The organism is Tritonibacter litoralis, assembly GCF_009496005.1.
In the GTDB taxonomy this organism is placed as follows: Bacteria; Pseudomonadota; Alphaproteobacteria; order Rhodobacterales; family Rhodobacteraceae; genus Epibacterium; species Epibacterium litoralis.
On sequence record NZ_WIBF01000013.1, the window covers coordinates 59,392 to 73,467 of the forward strand.

The following is a 14,076-nucleotide window of genomic DNA, read 5'->3' on the forward strand; positions in this document are numbered from 1 at the left end:
AAGGATATGACAGCTGTGGCTGAGAACCTGAGCATTGTAGAAGAAGACCGCCTGCGCGCGGATCTTTATAATTTTCTGGGCCTCTTGCTGTCCGGTGCGCCCGATCAGATGCTGTTGGAGCAAACCGCCGGCCTGTCCGGGGATGACAGCGCATTGGGGCAGGCCATCACCGCCCTGGCCAAAGTGGCCAAACAGACCAAACCCGCTGGTGTTGAGCGTGAGTTCAACAACCTGTTCATCGGACTGGGGCGCGGTGAATTGCTGCCCTATGCGAGCTATTACCTGACCGGTTTCCTGAACGAAAAACCGCTGGCCGCGCTGCGGCAGGATATGGCGGCGCGCGGTATGACGCGGGCCCAGAATGTCTATGAGCCCGAGGACAATATCGCCTCGCTCATGGAGATGATGGGCGCGCTTATTGTGGGCCGATTTGGCACGCCCGCGTCGCTGGCGGACCAGAAACAGTTCTTTAACAAGCACATCGGCCCCTGGGCCGGACATTTCTTTAGCGACCTCGAAGGTGCCAAAACCTCGATCTTTTATGCCTCGGTTGCCCATGTGGGCCGGGTGTTCATGGAGATTGAGGCCGAGGGCTTTCGTATGAGCGTGCAGTGATGCGCGCACCGGTGTCACCGGATGTTCGGTGGCGCCAATGAACCGTGACCCGAAGACCAACAGGAGGAGGATCACTTTGATGACCAAGGCAGACAACAGCGGCAATTCCCGCCGCAACTTTCTGAAACTGGCGGCGACAGCCGCACCGGCGGCAGCGGTTGCTGTGGCCACAACCGGCACCGAGGCGCAGGCCGCGGCACAGCCGGATCTGTCATCTGACAAGATGCAGGATACCGCGCATACCCGCGCCTATTACGAGAGCATCCGGTTCTAATCTGAGCCGGGCGCTTTGACCCGATCCCGCCAAAGGCAACTGGTTGCGAAACGCCCGACCGCCTGAGGCTCCAACACAGTACCGAGCGCGCTCTGGAATTGGCAGAGCTAGCATGGGAGGTTTGAAATGCTTAGGAAAAAGACCAACGGGGTTGCGAGACGCCCCCAGCGGACAAGTATCCTGTCCAAGGTTGCGGAAACATCCGTAGATCGCCGCGCATTCCTGCGTGGATCCGGCCTGGCCATTGGTGGTCTGGCTGCAATCAGCGCCACAGGCGGCAGCGTGACACAGGCCAATGCGGCCACTGCTGCAGATGGCGCGGTTAAATCCGTAAAATCCGTCTGCACCCACTGTTCTGTCGGCTGTACCGTTATGGCCGAAGTGCAGGGTGGCGTCTGGATCGGGCAAGAGCCCGGTTGGGACAGCCCGTTTAACCTGGGCGCACATTGCGCCAAGGGTGCATCCGTGCGGGAACACGCCCACGGTGAACGCCGCCTGAAGTACCCGATGAAAAAAGAGGGTGGTGAATGGAAGCGTATTTCTTGGGAGCAGGCCATTGATGAGGTCGGCGACCAGATGATGCAGATCCGCGACGAAAGCGGCTCTGACAGTGTGTATTGGCTGGGCTCCGCCAAGCACAACAATGAACAGGCCTACCTGTTCCGCAAATTCGCCGCCTATTGGGGCACCAATAACGTCGACCACCAGGCGCGGATCTGTCACTCGACCACGGTTGCGGGTGTAGCAAACACATGGGGCTATGGCGCCATGACCAACAGCTACAACGACATCCACAAGTCCAAAGCGATCTTTATCATCGGCGGCAACCCTGCCGAAGCACACCCGGTGTCGCTGCAGCACGTTCTGAAAGCCAAAGAACAGAACAACGCGCCGCTGATCGTTTGTGACCCGCGCTTTACGCGCACCGCGGCCCATGCGGATGAATTTGTTCGCTTCCGTCCCGGCACTGACGTGGCGCTGGTGTGGGGTATCCTGTGGCACATCTTTGAAAACGGTTGGGAAGACAAAGAGTTCATCCGCACCCGTGTTTGGGGCATGGACCAGATCCGCACCGAAGTGAAGAAATGGACGCCCGAAGAGGTGGAGCGCGTCACCGGCACTCCCGGTGAGCAGCTGCGCCGCGTGGCTCATACGCTGGCCAACAACCGTCCGGGCACCGTGATCTGGTGTATGGGTGGCACCCAGCACACCACCGGCAACAATAACACCCGCGCCTATTGTGTGTTGCAGCTGGCGTTGGGCAACATGGGCACCGCAGGTGGCGGCACCAACATCTTCCGTGGCCACGACAACGTGCAGGGTGCAACCGACCTTGGCGTTCTGTCGCACACATTGCCGGGCTATTATGGTCTGAGCGGTGGTGCATGGGCGCATTGGGGTCGTGTCTGGGGTGAAGATGCCGATTGGCTGTCTGGCCGCTTCAGCACCATGAAAGGCTCTGACGGCAAAGATAAGTCGATGCAGAACCTCAAAGGGATCCCGGTCAGCCGCTGGATCGACGGTGTTCTGGAAGACGCAGCCAACATGGACCAGCCGAACAATGTTCGCGCCATGGTTCTGTGGGGGCATGCGCCGAACTCACAAACCCGGATGCCGGAAATGAAAACGGCAATGGAAAAACTGGACCTGTTGGTGGTGGTTGACCCCTATCCAACCGTGACAGCGGTTCTGCAGGATCGCACCGATGGTGTGTATCTGCTGCCGGCCTGTACCCAGTTTGAAACCCGCGGCTCTGTGACCGCGTCCAACCGGTCCATCCAGTGGCGTGACCAAGTGGTTGAACCGCTGTTTGAATCGCTGCCGGATCATGTGATCATCGCCAAGTTTGCCAACAAGTTCGGCTTTGGCGATCGTCTGTTCCGCAATATCGAGATGGAAGACGCGGAAACGCCCAATATCGAAAGCATCACGCGCGAGTTCAACGCGGGCATGTGGACGGTGGGCTATACCGGTCAGTCGCCAGAGCGGATCAAACTGCACATGGCGAACCAGCATACGTTTGACAAAACCACGCTCAAAGCCATCGGTGGCCCTGCTGACGGGGATTACTATGGTATGCCGTGGCCGTGCTGGGGCACGCCCGAGATGAAGCATCCGGGCACGCCGAACCTGTATGACATGTCGATGCCTGTTTCTGAGGGTGGCCTGACCTTCCGTGCCCGTTTTGGTGTTGAACGTGATGGCGACAACCTTCTGGCCGAAGGTGTGTATTCCAAGAATTCGGAAATTCAGGATGGCTATCCGGAATTCACAATGCAGATGCTGATGGATCTGGGTTGGGATGGCGATCTGACCGATGAGGAACGCGCAAGCATTGACGCTGTGGCGGGACCAAAGACCAACTGGAAAACCGACCTGTCCGGCGGCATCCAGCGGGTGGCGATCCAGCACGAATGTGCGCCCTTTGGCAACGCCAAGGCCCGCGCGGTTGTCTGGACCTTCCCGGATCCAGTGCCAATTCACCGCGAGCCGCTTTATACCAACCGTCGTGACCTTGTGGCCGATTACCCGACCTATGAGGACCGTCACGATTATCGTCTGCCAACCCTTTATGCCTCGATCCAGAAAAAGGACGTGGCCAAGGATTATCCGATCATTCTGACCTCGGGTCGTCTGGTGGAATATGAAGGCGGCGGTGAAGAGACCCGGTCCAACCCTTGGTTGGCCGAGCTGCAGCAGGACATGTTCGTCGAGATCCATCCGCGTGACGCCAACAATCTGGGCGTTCGTGACGGGGCGCAGGTCTGGGTCGAAGGTCCCGAAGGCGGCAAGGTCAAAGTCATGGCAATGGTGACCAAACGGGTGGGTGAGGGCGTCGCCTTCATGCCGTTCCACTTTGGCGGTCACTTCCAGGGCGAAGATCTGCGTCACAAATACCCCGAAGGGGCTGACCCATATGTACTGGGTGAAAGCTCCAACACCGCGCAGACCTACGGCTATGACTCAGTCACGCAGATGCAGGAGACCAAATGTACTCTCTGCAAAATCAGCGCAGCATAAGGAGAAACCGTTATGGCAAGAGCTAAGTTCCTGTGTGACGCCGAACGCTGCATTGAATGCAACGCCTGCGTCACCGCATGTAAGAACGAACACGAAGTGCCTTGGGGCATCAACCGTCGCCGCGTTGTGACCATCAATGATGGTGAACCCGGTGAACGTTCGATCTCGGTTGCTTGTATGCACTGTTCAGACGCGCCCTGTATGGCCGTCTGCCCGGTGGATTGCTTCTACCAGAACGAAGAAGGTGTTGTTCTTCACTCCAAAGACCTCTGCATCGGCTGTGGTTACTGTTTCTATGCGTGCCCGTTTGGCGCGCCGCAGTATCCGCAGGCGGGCAACTTTGGCAGCCGTGGCAAGATGGACAAATGTACCTTCTGCGCTGGCGGCCCAGAGGAAAACAACTCTTCGGCTGAGTTCCAGAAGTATGGTCGTAACCGGATTGCCGAAGGCAAGCTGCCGATCTGTGCCGAAATGTGCTCGACCAAGGCGCTTTTGGCGGGCGACGGCGACACCGTTTCCGCGGTCTACCGCGAACGTGTTGTGGCCCGCGGCTTTGGCACCGGCGCTTGGGGGTGGGGTACTGCCTACGACCAAAAAGGCGGCTGATCTCATTCGGACGTGAACAACGGAATGGCCCGGTCTTGCCGGGCCGTTCCGCACCTCGAAAAGTTGTAACTTATTCATATCAAAGGAGTGTGCCGATGCTGCGCATTGCTTTTGCAATTCTATGGTCGGCGCTGATCTCTGTGGTGACTGTGCCTGCGATCGCGCAAACCGCGCCGGATCGCTCCGCCACGGGCGGCGCTCAGACGCTGTCGGATATTCTTGCGCGTCAAGAACAGCTGAAAATTGACGACAGCTTCCGCCGCGACAACGTTGGCGACCCGGATCTAGCCAAGCCCACAACAGAACAGCTGGGCACCTTGGGCGGGGCGTCGGACCCGGATATCTGGCGGGCGCTGCGATATGACACAGCCAATGTGCGGGTGTCTGCGGGCGGCGATGTTGCGGCGACCCTTGTCCAAGACGGCGGCATGGCGTGGCTTGCATTCCGCGACGGACCGCTGCGCACCTATGGTGGATGGCTGTTGCTGGGCACCCTGGGCGCGTTGATTGTGTTCTACCTGCTGCGCGGTCGCATTGGTGTCGACGGCGAAATCACGGGCCGCACTGTAACCCGGTTCAAATCCATCGAACGCTTTGCCCATTGGATGCTGGCGGGATCCTTCATCCTGTTGGGTATCACCGGTCTGTTTGTGCTGTTTGGTCGGGTTGGGATCCTGCCGTTGCTGGGGCATGAGTTTAACTCGGTCCTTTTGATTGGCAGTAAATGGGTCCACAATAATGTCTCTTGGGCCTTTATGCTGGCCTTGGGGATGATTTTGGTCATGTGGGCTGGACATAACATCCCAAACAAAACCGACCTGACCTGGATCAAGCAGTTTGGCGGCATCATTGGCTCCAAACACCCGCCTGCAAAAAAGTTCAACGCAGGTCAAAAGGTGATCTTTTGGTCGGTGATCCTGTTTGGCGGCTCAATCGCGGTCTCAGGCGTGTCGCTGCTGTTCCCGTATGAGCTGCCGCTGATGGCCAAGACCTTCGCGTTCCTCAACACCACCGGCCTGCCGGAGATGGTTGGACTGGGGGTTCTGCCAACGGATCTGGCCGCACAGGAAGAAATGCAACTGACCCAAGCCTGGCATGCGATCATGGCCTTTGTTCTGATGGCAATTGTCATTGCACATATCTACATCGGCTCTGTCGGCATGGAAGGGGCCTATGACGCAATGGGCAGCGGCGAAGTGGATGAGGCCTGGGCCCATCAACACCACTCGATCTGGTTGGAAGAAGAAAAAGCCAAATCGGCCGCACAACAGCCCGCAGAATAGCCAAGGAAGCCGGGCAGTTGGACGTGCCTCTTGCCCGGCTTTTTTGTGTTTTTCTGTACAGGCTGTGTGTTCACCTGATAGATAAAATTCCACAAAGCCATGTAGGCAAGCCCAATAGGCGGAACTGAACATGAAAGTAATGTTGGCTGGATTTGCAGCGATTGCGATTATTGCCGTTGCAGCGGACTTTGTTTTGGACGAGATCGGATTTGCATCGGCTGAACGTCAGTCGGGTGCAAACGTACGATTGGAAGACGGACATTGAATCTGAACCCTGCGCTGCGCGATGACTATGGCGATAGCTTGGCTGGTGCGTCGATCCTGGTGATCGACGATGAACCGGGCATGCGCAATTTTATGACCAAGATCCTGGAGCCGCGCTGCAAACGCGTGGAGCAGGCAGCCTCGGCTGATGAGGCGACGGGGTTTCTGGATCAAAGCCATTTTGATCTGGTGATCCTGGACAATATCATGCCTGGCAAAACCGGGCTTGAATGGGTTCAGGAACAGCACAAGGTTGGATTGTTCGCGGATACGATCCTTGTGACGGCCTATGCGGATCTTGAGACGGCCATCCAGGCGCTGCGCACGGGTGTTGCGGATTTTGTGTTAAAGCCGTTTCGCGCCAATCAGATCCTGAATTCGGTCGCGCGTGCATTGGATCGCAAGTATCTGCGGCAGGAAAACTATCTGCTCAAGCATGAGCTGTCGAGTGAGGGCGCAGCAGTTCGCGGGCGACTGTTGGGGAAATCCGCAGCCATAACGAAATCCCGAGACATGCTGCGCCGTTTGGCCCCTTTGCCGACGCCGGTTCTGTTTACGGGCGCAAGCGGTACGGGCAAGGAAATCGCCGCGCGTACCTTGCATTCGATGTCGGAACGGGCCGAAAAACCGTTTGTGGCCATCAACTGCGCCACCATCCCATCGGATCGCATTGCGCAGGAGCTCTTTGGTCAGGCGGATGCGCAGGACCGTCGTCAGGGCGGGCTGTTCCTGCATGCGGACGGCGGCACCTTGTTTCTGGATGAAATCGCCCAGATGCCCGATCAGGTCCAGGCCGCGCTGTTGCGTGTGCTGGAAGACCAGCGGGTGCGGCCCCTGGGGGCAGAACGGGATATTCCACTGAACCTGCGGTTCCTGTTTGCCACCAATGCTGACCTGGAAGCGGCTGTACAAGAGGGGCGTTTCCGCGCGGATCTGTATCACCGGATCAATGTGGTCAACATCGAGATGCCACCGCTGAAGGATCGGGTCGAGGACATCGTCGAACTGGCTGCGCTGTTCATCGAACAATTCTCCACCACATTGGGCATGCCCGCATTGGAGCTGAATGAGGAGACATTGCTCAAATTCAGCCGGTATGACTGGCCCGGCAACGTGCGTGAGCTGCGGAACTTGATAGAACGCTCTATGATCCTGGGAGAATTCCCGGAAGAGTTTGCAGGCAACGGCGATCTGGCGGGGCAGGCGGCGATTGAATCGCTGGATTTGGTGACCCAACGCCACATTATGCATGTGCTGGACGCCTGTGATGGCAATCGGGCCGAGGCGGCGCGGCGTCTGGGCGTGTCGCGAAAAACCATTGATCGGAAATGCGCAACCTGGGGCCTGTAAACAGGCCCTTTATTGTGCGGCCACCTCTGCCGCAGCGGCGGCTGGCAGCCAGATCGAAAAGACCGCACCGCCGGTCTCCCTGTTGTCCGCTTGGATGATACCGCCAACTTTTTGGATTAAGGTCTGGCTGATCGACAGGCCCAAGCCTGTGCCGCTGCCCAGTTTGGTGGTGTAGAACGGATCAAACACGGTTCGCAGCTTGTCGGCCGGAATACCCGGACCCGTGTCCGCGACGGTGAGCATGGCGCCTGAAATACCATTGCGTTGGACCTCTTCCAGCGTCAGCGTCAGCGTGCCCTGGCCCTCCATCGCTTGGGCTGCGTTTATGATCAGATTGATCACAACCTGCTGCAATTCGCCGGGATCAATCCGGACCTCAGGCGCGCGGCCAAGCGCTTTGACAACAGTGATCTCCTGGGTCGAGATCTTATGCGCAACCAGTACAAGACAGTCCTCAACCACCGGAAGAATGTCGAGGCTCTCGGCGAAATTGCCAAATTCCGACGGGCGCGCGAACTGTAGCAGTTTCCCGACAATGGCGCTGATCCGCATGACCTGATTGTCGACCAGATCCAGCTCGGTTTGGATTGGACCGGCCTGTTCCGCCAGAACCATGCGGATGACGTCCACATTGCCCTGGATCACAGCCACCGGGTTGTTGATCTCATGTGCGACCCCGGCCGTGATTTCCCCGATCGAGGCGAGCTTCTCGCTCATCACCAGCTGTTTATAGGTCTCTTCCAGCTTGGCGTTGGCGTCGCTCAGCTGTTCGGTGCGTTTGTCGACCCGTGCGTTCAACTCATCCGCCCAGCTGCGCAATCGCCGGTCGCGTTCTTGGATCTGATCCAGCAACATATCAAGGTGCTGGGCCACCTGTCCGATTTCATCCCGGTTGGACACAAGACCGATGCGGGCGCTCAGATTTCCCTGTTCAACGCGGCGCATGGTTTTGGTCATCCGTTCCAGCGGCGAAAAGATCCCCTTGGCCAACCACAGAAAGACCGGAGCCGAGAGTGCCATCACCACGATAAAGACGCCCAGAATGCTCCAATAGGCCGCACGTTTTGCAGCCGAATAAGGCGCTTCGAGGAAACCGACATAGAGCATGCCAACACGGGTGCCGAAACTGTCGATCAAAGGTTCATAGCCCGAAATATACCAGTCATTGACCACAAAGGCGCGGTCCAACCAGGTTTGACCATTCCCCAGAACCGCATTGCGTACCTCGGCCGAGACGCGTGTGCCCAGGGCCCGAACGTCTTCAAACAGACGCACATTGGTAGAGATCCGCGTGTCCTCCAGGAACAGGGTGGCGGTGCCCTGGCGTCCTTGGCTTGTGTTGGGATCCTGATAGACCAGCGCGTTTATGGTATCGATGAAATCGAGGTTTCGGTTCAACAAGATCCCACCAACCAAGACGCCCTGATGGTTGCCTTGCTGCACAGGCGCGGCGGCATGAATAACCATGCCGCGATCTTCAATCTGGCGCGCACTTGGGCTGGCAGCCTGGGTCGCCAGCAATGGCAGCCGCGCCCGTTCTGCCAGGTGACGGGACAGCGCATCCAACTCCTGCGGGTCAAAGATATCAATGGCGTGTTCTGTTAGCCCCACGGCGGCTGCAGAAATCACGGGCCATTTCAAAGTCTCGTCCGACAATTGCTCCTGTGGGAGGAAATAGAGGAAATCGAGTTTCAGATTGCTTTGCCGCTGTGCCAGAAACCGGCGCAGCTCTTGCGGAGAGGCTTCCAGTTCCTGATGCAGCGACGCGGATTCTGCAAGGTTTTGCAGATGGTTGCCGGTCTCAGCTTCCAAGCGTGCCAGGTATTGTTCAGCAATCTTAAGATCGCTCTCGACCTTGGCGATTAGCACATCGTCATAGTCAGCATTCCAGCGCGCCATGGCAAGAACCAGCAACAGCGGGATCAGTACACTGAGTGGGAGAAGGGCCAGTATCAGCAGTCGTAGGCGAACAGAACGCAAGTGAGAGATCCTGTGAGCAAAAGAATGCTTCACTGTGCCATAGAACAAAGGGGGCGTATAGGCGTGCGGCCTAATGGCTTATTCGCCACGCAGCCGTCGGGACAGGGACGGCATACGGCTGTTTGGAGACAACCAGATCCCCAGGAACCTTTGACGTACGTCCGGGTGATCAACGGTGCAGGTGCGTTTGCCGTTCAGGGACATTTGTATCCGGTTCACCGAGGGCGAAACCGCCACATAACGGTCGCCTTTTCTGACGTCGCGAAAACAGCGCTCAAGCTTGGACATGAACTGCGAATAATCTGCGGGCTTGCCTTCCAGGCGGCGGATCTCGATCCCTGCGGACCCGGCCAGCTTTTGACCGCTGACACCTTTGCGATACCGCAGTTCAAGCGCCATTGGATTCTGCCAGCTGAACTGCCGGTTTTGCTGGGTGTAAAGTGTCGCGTCATAAAAGGTCACGCCTAGCCAGCGAAAGGACGCGCTGCCAAGGGGCTGCGCATTTGGCAGACCAATATCGGCCTGCGCCATTGTGGTAAAAGCCAAAAGACAGAAAGCCGCTCGTGTAAACATGGAACTCTCCCAAAACATAGGGCCATAAAACAGTGGGTCTTTGGGTTTGGTTGTAGGTCCAGCCGGACCCAGATCCAGATCTCCTCGATAAAACGTGAAGCCACCACGGGCAGGTCTTGGATTTTATGGTGAGCTGTGCGCGCCGGTCGTGATCTTAAGAGTTATTACAGACATTTTTCTTAAAACCTCAGCGTGATGAAGACGGGTGGTTGTTCCGGTTCCCCCTGTTTTTGGGCTTGGCGCTTGGATGGTTGTTCTGTGCATGCGTTTTAATTCCTGCCGTTTTGATCATGGGATGCAGAAAGCAAGGATCGAACATGACCGACTGGACCGCTGGCTATACGGCTGATCTTGATTACACGCACGATTTCCAACGGGAACTGACGCCATCTTTGTTGGCGTTTTGCGCGACATCGCAGGGTGTGCAGCACCGTTTGGATGGCGACACCGTAACCTATTGTGAATTGGGCTGCGGCTATGGGATGGCCGCCAATCTGCTGGCAGCCGCAAATCCCCACATTGAATTTTATGCCATGGATTTCAACCCGGTCCACATTCTGGGCGCGGACAAATTGGCCAAGGACGCAGCGCTTGAAAACCTGCACTTTTATGAACAATCCTTTGATGAGTTTCATAACGAACCAAGCCTGCCAGAACAATTCGACGTAATCTCGCTGCACGGTGTTTACACGTGGGTGTCCAAAGACAATCAGCAGCTGATTTTGGATTTCATCACCAAACGTCTGAAACCCGGTGGGCTGGTCTATGTCAGCTACAACACGCTGCCCGGCTGGGCCGGTGCGGTGCCCCTCAGCCGGATGATCGGCGAACTTATCGAAAATGGCACCGGTCCAATTCCTGACCGGATCGAGGCCGCGCTGGAGTTCTGCGAAATGCTTCAGGCCAGCGGGGCCAAGTATTTTGTGGACAACCCCGGCCTTGAAAAACGGCTGACGAAAATGCGCAAAATGCCCAAGAATTACCTGGCGCATGAATATATGAATTCAAGCTGGGCGCCGATGCATTTCACCGACATGGCAGCCGACATGAGCCAGGCCAAGATGAGCTATCTCGGCTCGGCCAACCCGATGGACCATTTGGATGATTTGAATTTCCAGCCCGATCAGATCGCGATGCTGGACAAGGAGTATGATCCGGTCCGGCGCGAGAATTTGCGCGATATTCTGGTCAACGAACAATTCCGGACCGACATTTTTGTGCGGGGTCGCCAACCTTTGACGGAACGCGGGGCAGTGGGGGCGTGGTTCCACACGCCGTTTGCTTTGACGCGCCCGTTTACCGGTGAACTGCCGTCGATCCGTTGGCGTCTGGGGGAGGTTCCTTTGGAAATGCATCAGGTTGAACCAATCCTGCGCACCCTGTCGCAGGGGCCGGCAACAGTGAAAGAGCTGCTCGACAAAGGTGTATTTGGAGAGATGACCTGGGGTCGGATCACCCATCTGCTCACATCCTTGGCCGGGGCCAGCCATATCACGCCCTGCCTGCCGCTTGAGGGGCTTGAGGCACGTGAGGTGACCTGTCGTCGTATGAATGAAGCCGTCTGCAAACGCGCGGAAGACAGCGAAGTCATCCATTTCCTGGCCTCGCCAGTCACAGGTGGCGGCATTCAGGTGAACCGGTTTGAACAGCTGTTCCTTCTGGCGATGAGCGAAGGGCGGCAGCAGCCACAGGACTGGGCGGAATTGGTCTGGATGATCCTAGCCCCACAAGGGCAACGGGTGCTGAAAGACGGGCGTCAGCTGGAAACACCTGAGGAAAATCTGATGGAGCTGACAGCACAGGCCGAAGCATTTGCAACCAAACGTCTGCCATTGCTGAAAAAGCTTGGCGTGCCGTTCTAAAGCACTGCAACAGCGCAATAAAAAAGGCCGTGCAATTTGCACGGCCTTTTCGGCTTTGGAGGCATAAAAGCTTAGGAGATAAAGGCCCCCATTGCGCGACCTGTGTCCAACATCCGGTTGGAGAAGCCCCATTCGTTGTCATACCAGCTAACCACACGCACCAGACCTTCGGAGGTGACAGAGGTCTGCGCCGCCGCATAGGTCGACGAGTGAATGTCGTGGTTGAAATCAATCGAAACCAGCGGATCGTTGCTGTAGTTCAGGATCCCTTTCAGCGGGCCTTCGGCAGCCGTCATAACCGCAGCGTCGATGGCTTCGCGGGTGGCTTCCTTCTCGGGTACAAAGGTCAGGTCCACCAGCGAGACATTCGGGGTCGGCACGCGGATGGCAGAGCCTTCCAGGCGGCCTTTCAGATGGGGCAGAACCTCAGAGATTGCACGGGCAGCGCCGGTTGAGGTTGGGATCATCGACATCGCAGCGGCGCGGGCGCGATATAGATCCTTGTGCGTGGTGTCATGTGTCGGCTGATCACCGGTATAGGCGTGGATGGTGGTCATATAGCCGGTTTTGATACCAAAGGCATCGTCCAGTACTTTGGCCAGCGGTGCCAGGCAGTTGGTGGTGCAGGACGCGTTTGAGACGATCACATCGTCGGCGGTCAGGTCACCATGGTTCACGCCAAATACAACGGTGCGATCGCTTTCTTTACCAGGGGCAGAGATCAGAACGCGTTTGGAGCCGTTTTTCAGATGCAGCGCGGCTTTGTCACGGGCTGTGAACAGGCCGGTGCATTCATAAGCGATGTCCACATCACTCCAGCGCAGCTCTTCGGGGTTGCGAATCGCGGTCAGGCGGATGGTCTGCCCACCTGCGGTCATTGTGTCACCCGACACAGAGACATCTGCCGCCAGACGGCCATGGACGCTGTCGTATTTCAGCAGATGCGCCAGAGTTTCCGGCGGGGACAGGTCATTGATTGCAACAACTTCAATGTCTTGGACGTCGTTTTCCAGAATGGCACGCAGAACATTGCGGCCGATGCGGCCAAAGCCATTGATTGCGATCTTCAGGGTCATAGGGCCTCCTCCGGGATTCTTCCGGGCTTGAATGCGCAGTGCGTCATATGATTGCGATACCGGTAGCGATAACATTGACCGAAATCAAGCCCCGATGCAATTCTTGGCTTGTCTCAATGACACATCCTTTGGGTAAAAGGGGGCATGTCGAAAAAGCTACTGCTCAAAGATATCGCGAAACTGGCCGGGGTGAGTGAAATGACCGCCTCGCGCGCCTTACGGGGCGCGCCGGATGTTTCCAAAGCGACCAAGGCCAAAGTCGAGAACATCGCGGCCGAACATGGATATGTGCCCAACCGCATCGCCGGCTCTCTGTCGTCGCAGTCGGTCAACCTGGTGGCCGTGGTTGTGCCATCGCTCAACAGCTATGTTTTTCCCGAAGTGTTGTCGGGTGTTTCAGCGACGCTTGCGGCCAGCCCGTTGAAACCGGTTGTGGGGGTCACGGGATACGACCTGACCGAAGAAGAGGAAGTGATCCGCGAACTGCTGAGCTGGCGACCATCGGGGTTGATTGTTGCCGGGCTGGAGCACAACGAGGCCACCCGGCGCATGCTGGCCCAAGCCGCTTGTCCGGTGGTGGAGGTGATGGACACCGACGGCGATCCCGTCCGGCACTGCGTGGGGATTTCGCACCATCAAGCGGGATATGAGATCGGGCGCGCGGTGCTGGAACGTGGCTATCGGCGGATTGGGTTTATCGGCACCAAACTGCCCCGCGACTTTCGCGCGCGCAAGCGCATGTTGGGTCTGTCAGACGCGCTGACTGAGGCGGGGTTGAGCTTTGTGGATCAGGTGACCTATGCCGGGGATTCCTCCATTGAGACGGGTCGCACGCTGACGGCTGAGATTTTGGCAGATCATCCCGACATTGATTGTCTGTGTTATTCCAGTGACGTGATGTCGGTGGGCGGGTTGATGCATTGTCTGGCCAGCGGCTTGTCTGTGCCTAGCGACGTGGCTTTGGCCGGGTTTAACAACCTTGAGATCCTGCGCGGTCTGCCGCTGGATCTGGCCACCACGGACGCGCGGCGCCGGGAAATTGGCGAACGGGCCGCGCAGATCATTCTGGAGGACCGGGAGGCCACAGCGCCGCTTGATCCAATTCGTGAGACCTTGCAGCCCACAATCAGCATCGGTCAGACGCTGTAAGAATACCGCCCCTGCAAATGGCT

12 protein-coding genes are annotated in these 14,076 nt (G+C 57.5%); 9 read left to right on the top strand and 3 right to left on the bottom strand.

All coding sequences use genetic code 11. The features are described 5' to 3' along the window. The first annotated feature begins 6 nt into the window (after nt 1–6). The 7 genes from GFB49_RS17375 (at nt 7) to GFB49_RS17400 (ending at nt 7,413) form a co-directional block, all read left to right on the top strand. On the top strand, nt 7–615 hold the full coding sequence (locus GFB49_RS17375) for a TorD/DmsD family molecular chaperone (protein WP_153217206.1): 609 nt from the start codon (nt 7–9) through the stop codon (nt 613–615). Between the two features lie 79 nt (nt 616–694). Then, complete coding sequence (locus tag GFB49_RS17380; protein ID WP_153217207.1) at nt 695–889, top strand: twin-arginine translocation pathway signal protein; 195 nt, start codon at nt 695–697, stop codon at nt 887–889. A gap of 126 nt (nt 890–1,015) precedes the next feature. Continuing rightward, nucleotides 1,016–3,910 carry a formate dehydrogenase subunit alpha gene (locus tag GFB49_RS17385; RefSeq protein ID WP_153217208.1) on the top strand — a complete coding sequence of 965 codons (2,895 nt, stop codon included), beginning with the start codon at nt 1,016–1,018 and terminating at the stop codon, nt 3,908–3,910. A 12-nt stretch (nt 3,911–3,922) separates the two neighbouring features. Further along, complete coding sequence (gene fdh3B / locus GFB49_RS17390) at nt 3,923–4,516, top strand: formate dehydrogenase FDH3 subunit beta (protein ID WP_153217209.1); 594 nt, start codon at nt 3,923–3,925, stop codon at nt 4,514–4,516. A 95-nt stretch (nt 4,517–4,611) separates the two neighbouring features. Beyond that, a complete protein-coding gene (locus GFB49_RS17395; RefSeq protein ID WP_153217210.1) occupies nt 4,612–5,799 on the top strand; it encodes a formate dehydrogenase subunit gamma in 1,188 nt (395 codons plus the stop codon). A 130-nt stretch (nt 5,800–5,929) separates the two neighbouring features. Continuing rightward, nucleotides 5,930–6,064 carry a hypothetical protein gene (locus tag GFB49_RS21390; RefSeq protein ID WP_281347161.1) on the top strand — a complete coding sequence of 45 codons (135 nt, stop codon included), beginning with the start codon at nt 5,930–5,932 and terminating at the stop codon, nt 6,062–6,064. Then, nucleotides 6,061–7,413, top strand: coding sequence for a sigma-54-dependent transcriptional regulator (locus GFB49_RS17400; RefSeq protein ID WP_153217211.1), 1,353 nt, complete (start codon nt 6,061–6,063; stop codon nt 7,411–7,413). The genes GFB49_RS21390 and GFB49_RS17400 overlap by 4 nt, the downstream gene beginning before the upstream one ends. A 9-nt stretch (nt 7,414–7,422) precedes the next feature. Here GFB49_RS17400 and GFB49_RS17405 read toward each other — a convergent pair whose 3' ends face one another. Continuing rightward, a complete protein-coding gene (locus GFB49_RS17405; RefSeq protein ID WP_153217212.1) occupies nt 7,423–9,393 on the bottom strand; it encodes a sensor histidine kinase in 1,971 nt (656 codons plus the stop codon). Between the two features lie 78 nt (nt 9,394–9,471). Next, complete coding sequence (locus tag GFB49_RS17410; RefSeq protein WP_194269381.1) at nt 9,472–9,966, bottom strand: chalcone isomerase family protein; 495 nt, start codon at nt 9,964–9,966, stop codon at nt 9,472–9,474. A 317-nt stretch (nt 9,967–10,283) separates the two neighbouring features. Here GFB49_RS17410 and GFB49_RS17415 point away from each other — a divergent pair, with 317 nt between their 5' ends. Beyond that, nucleotides 10,284–11,828: a methyltransferase regulatory domain-containing protein gene (locus GFB49_RS17415; RefSeq protein ID WP_153217214.1), complete on the top strand. Its 1,545-nt coding sequence runs from the start codon at nt 10,284–10,286 to the stop codon at nt 11,826–11,828. A gap of 71 nt (nt 11,829–11,899) precedes the next feature. Here the strand turns inward: GFB49_RS17415 and gap are convergent, their stop codons facing one another. Then, nucleotides 11,900–12,904, bottom strand: coding sequence for a type I glyceraldehyde-3-phosphate dehydrogenase (gene gap, locus GFB49_RS17420; protein WP_153217215.1), 1,005 nt, complete (start codon nt 12,902–12,904; stop codon nt 11,900–11,902). Between the two features lie 144 nt (nt 12,905–13,048). Here gap and GFB49_RS17425 point away from each other — a divergent pair, with 144 nt between their 5' ends. Continuing rightward, complete coding sequence (locus GFB49_RS17425) at nt 13,049–14,053, top strand: LacI family DNA-binding transcriptional regulator (RefSeq protein ID WP_153217216.1); 1,005 nt, start codon at nt 13,049–13,051, stop codon at nt 14,051–14,053. The last annotated feature ends 23 nt before the right edge of the window (nt 14,054–14,076 follow it).

What these genes read in the sequence shown, in the direction of transcription:
- GFB49_RS17375 (WP_153217206.1), top strand. Translation starts at nt 7, where the DNA reads ATGACAGCTGTGGCTGAGAACCTGAGCATTGTAGAAGAAGACCGCCTG.
- GFB49_RS17380 (WP_153217207.1), top strand. Translation starts at nt 695, where the DNA reads ATGACCAAGGCAGACAACAGCGGCAATTCCCGCCGCAACTTTCTGAAA.
- GFB49_RS17385 (WP_153217208.1), top strand. Translation starts at nt 1,016, where the DNA reads ATGCTTAGGAAAAAGACCAACGGGGTTGCGAGACGCCCCCAGCGGACA.
- fdh3B (WP_153217209.1), top strand. Translation starts at nt 3,923, where the DNA reads ATGGCAAGAGCTAAGTTCCTGTGTGACGCCGAACGCTGCATTGAATGC.
- GFB49_RS17395 (WP_153217210.1), top strand. Translation starts at nt 4,612, where the DNA reads ATGCTGCGCATTGCTTTTGCAATTCTATGGTCGGCGCTGATCTCTGTG.
- GFB49_RS21390 (WP_281347161.1), top strand. Translation starts at nt 5,930, where the DNA reads ATGAAAGTAATGTTGGCTGGATTTGCAGCGATTGCGATTATTGCCGTT.
- GFB49_RS17410 (WP_194269381.1), bottom strand. Translation starts at nt 9,966, where the DNA reads ATGTTTACACGAGCGGCTTTCTGTCTTTTGGCTTTTACCACAATGGCG.
- GFB49_RS17415 (WP_153217214.1), top strand. Translation starts at nt 10,284, where the DNA reads ATGACCGACTGGACCGCTGGCTATACGGCTGATCTTGATTACACGCAC.
- gap (WP_153217215.1), bottom strand. Translation starts at nt 12,904, where the DNA reads ATGACCCTGAAGATCGCAATCAATGGCTTTGGCCGCATCGGCCGCAAT.
- GFB49_RS17425 (WP_153217216.1), top strand. Translation starts at nt 13,049, where the DNA reads ATGTCGAAAAAGCTACTGCTCAAAGATATCGCGAAACTGGCCGGGGTG.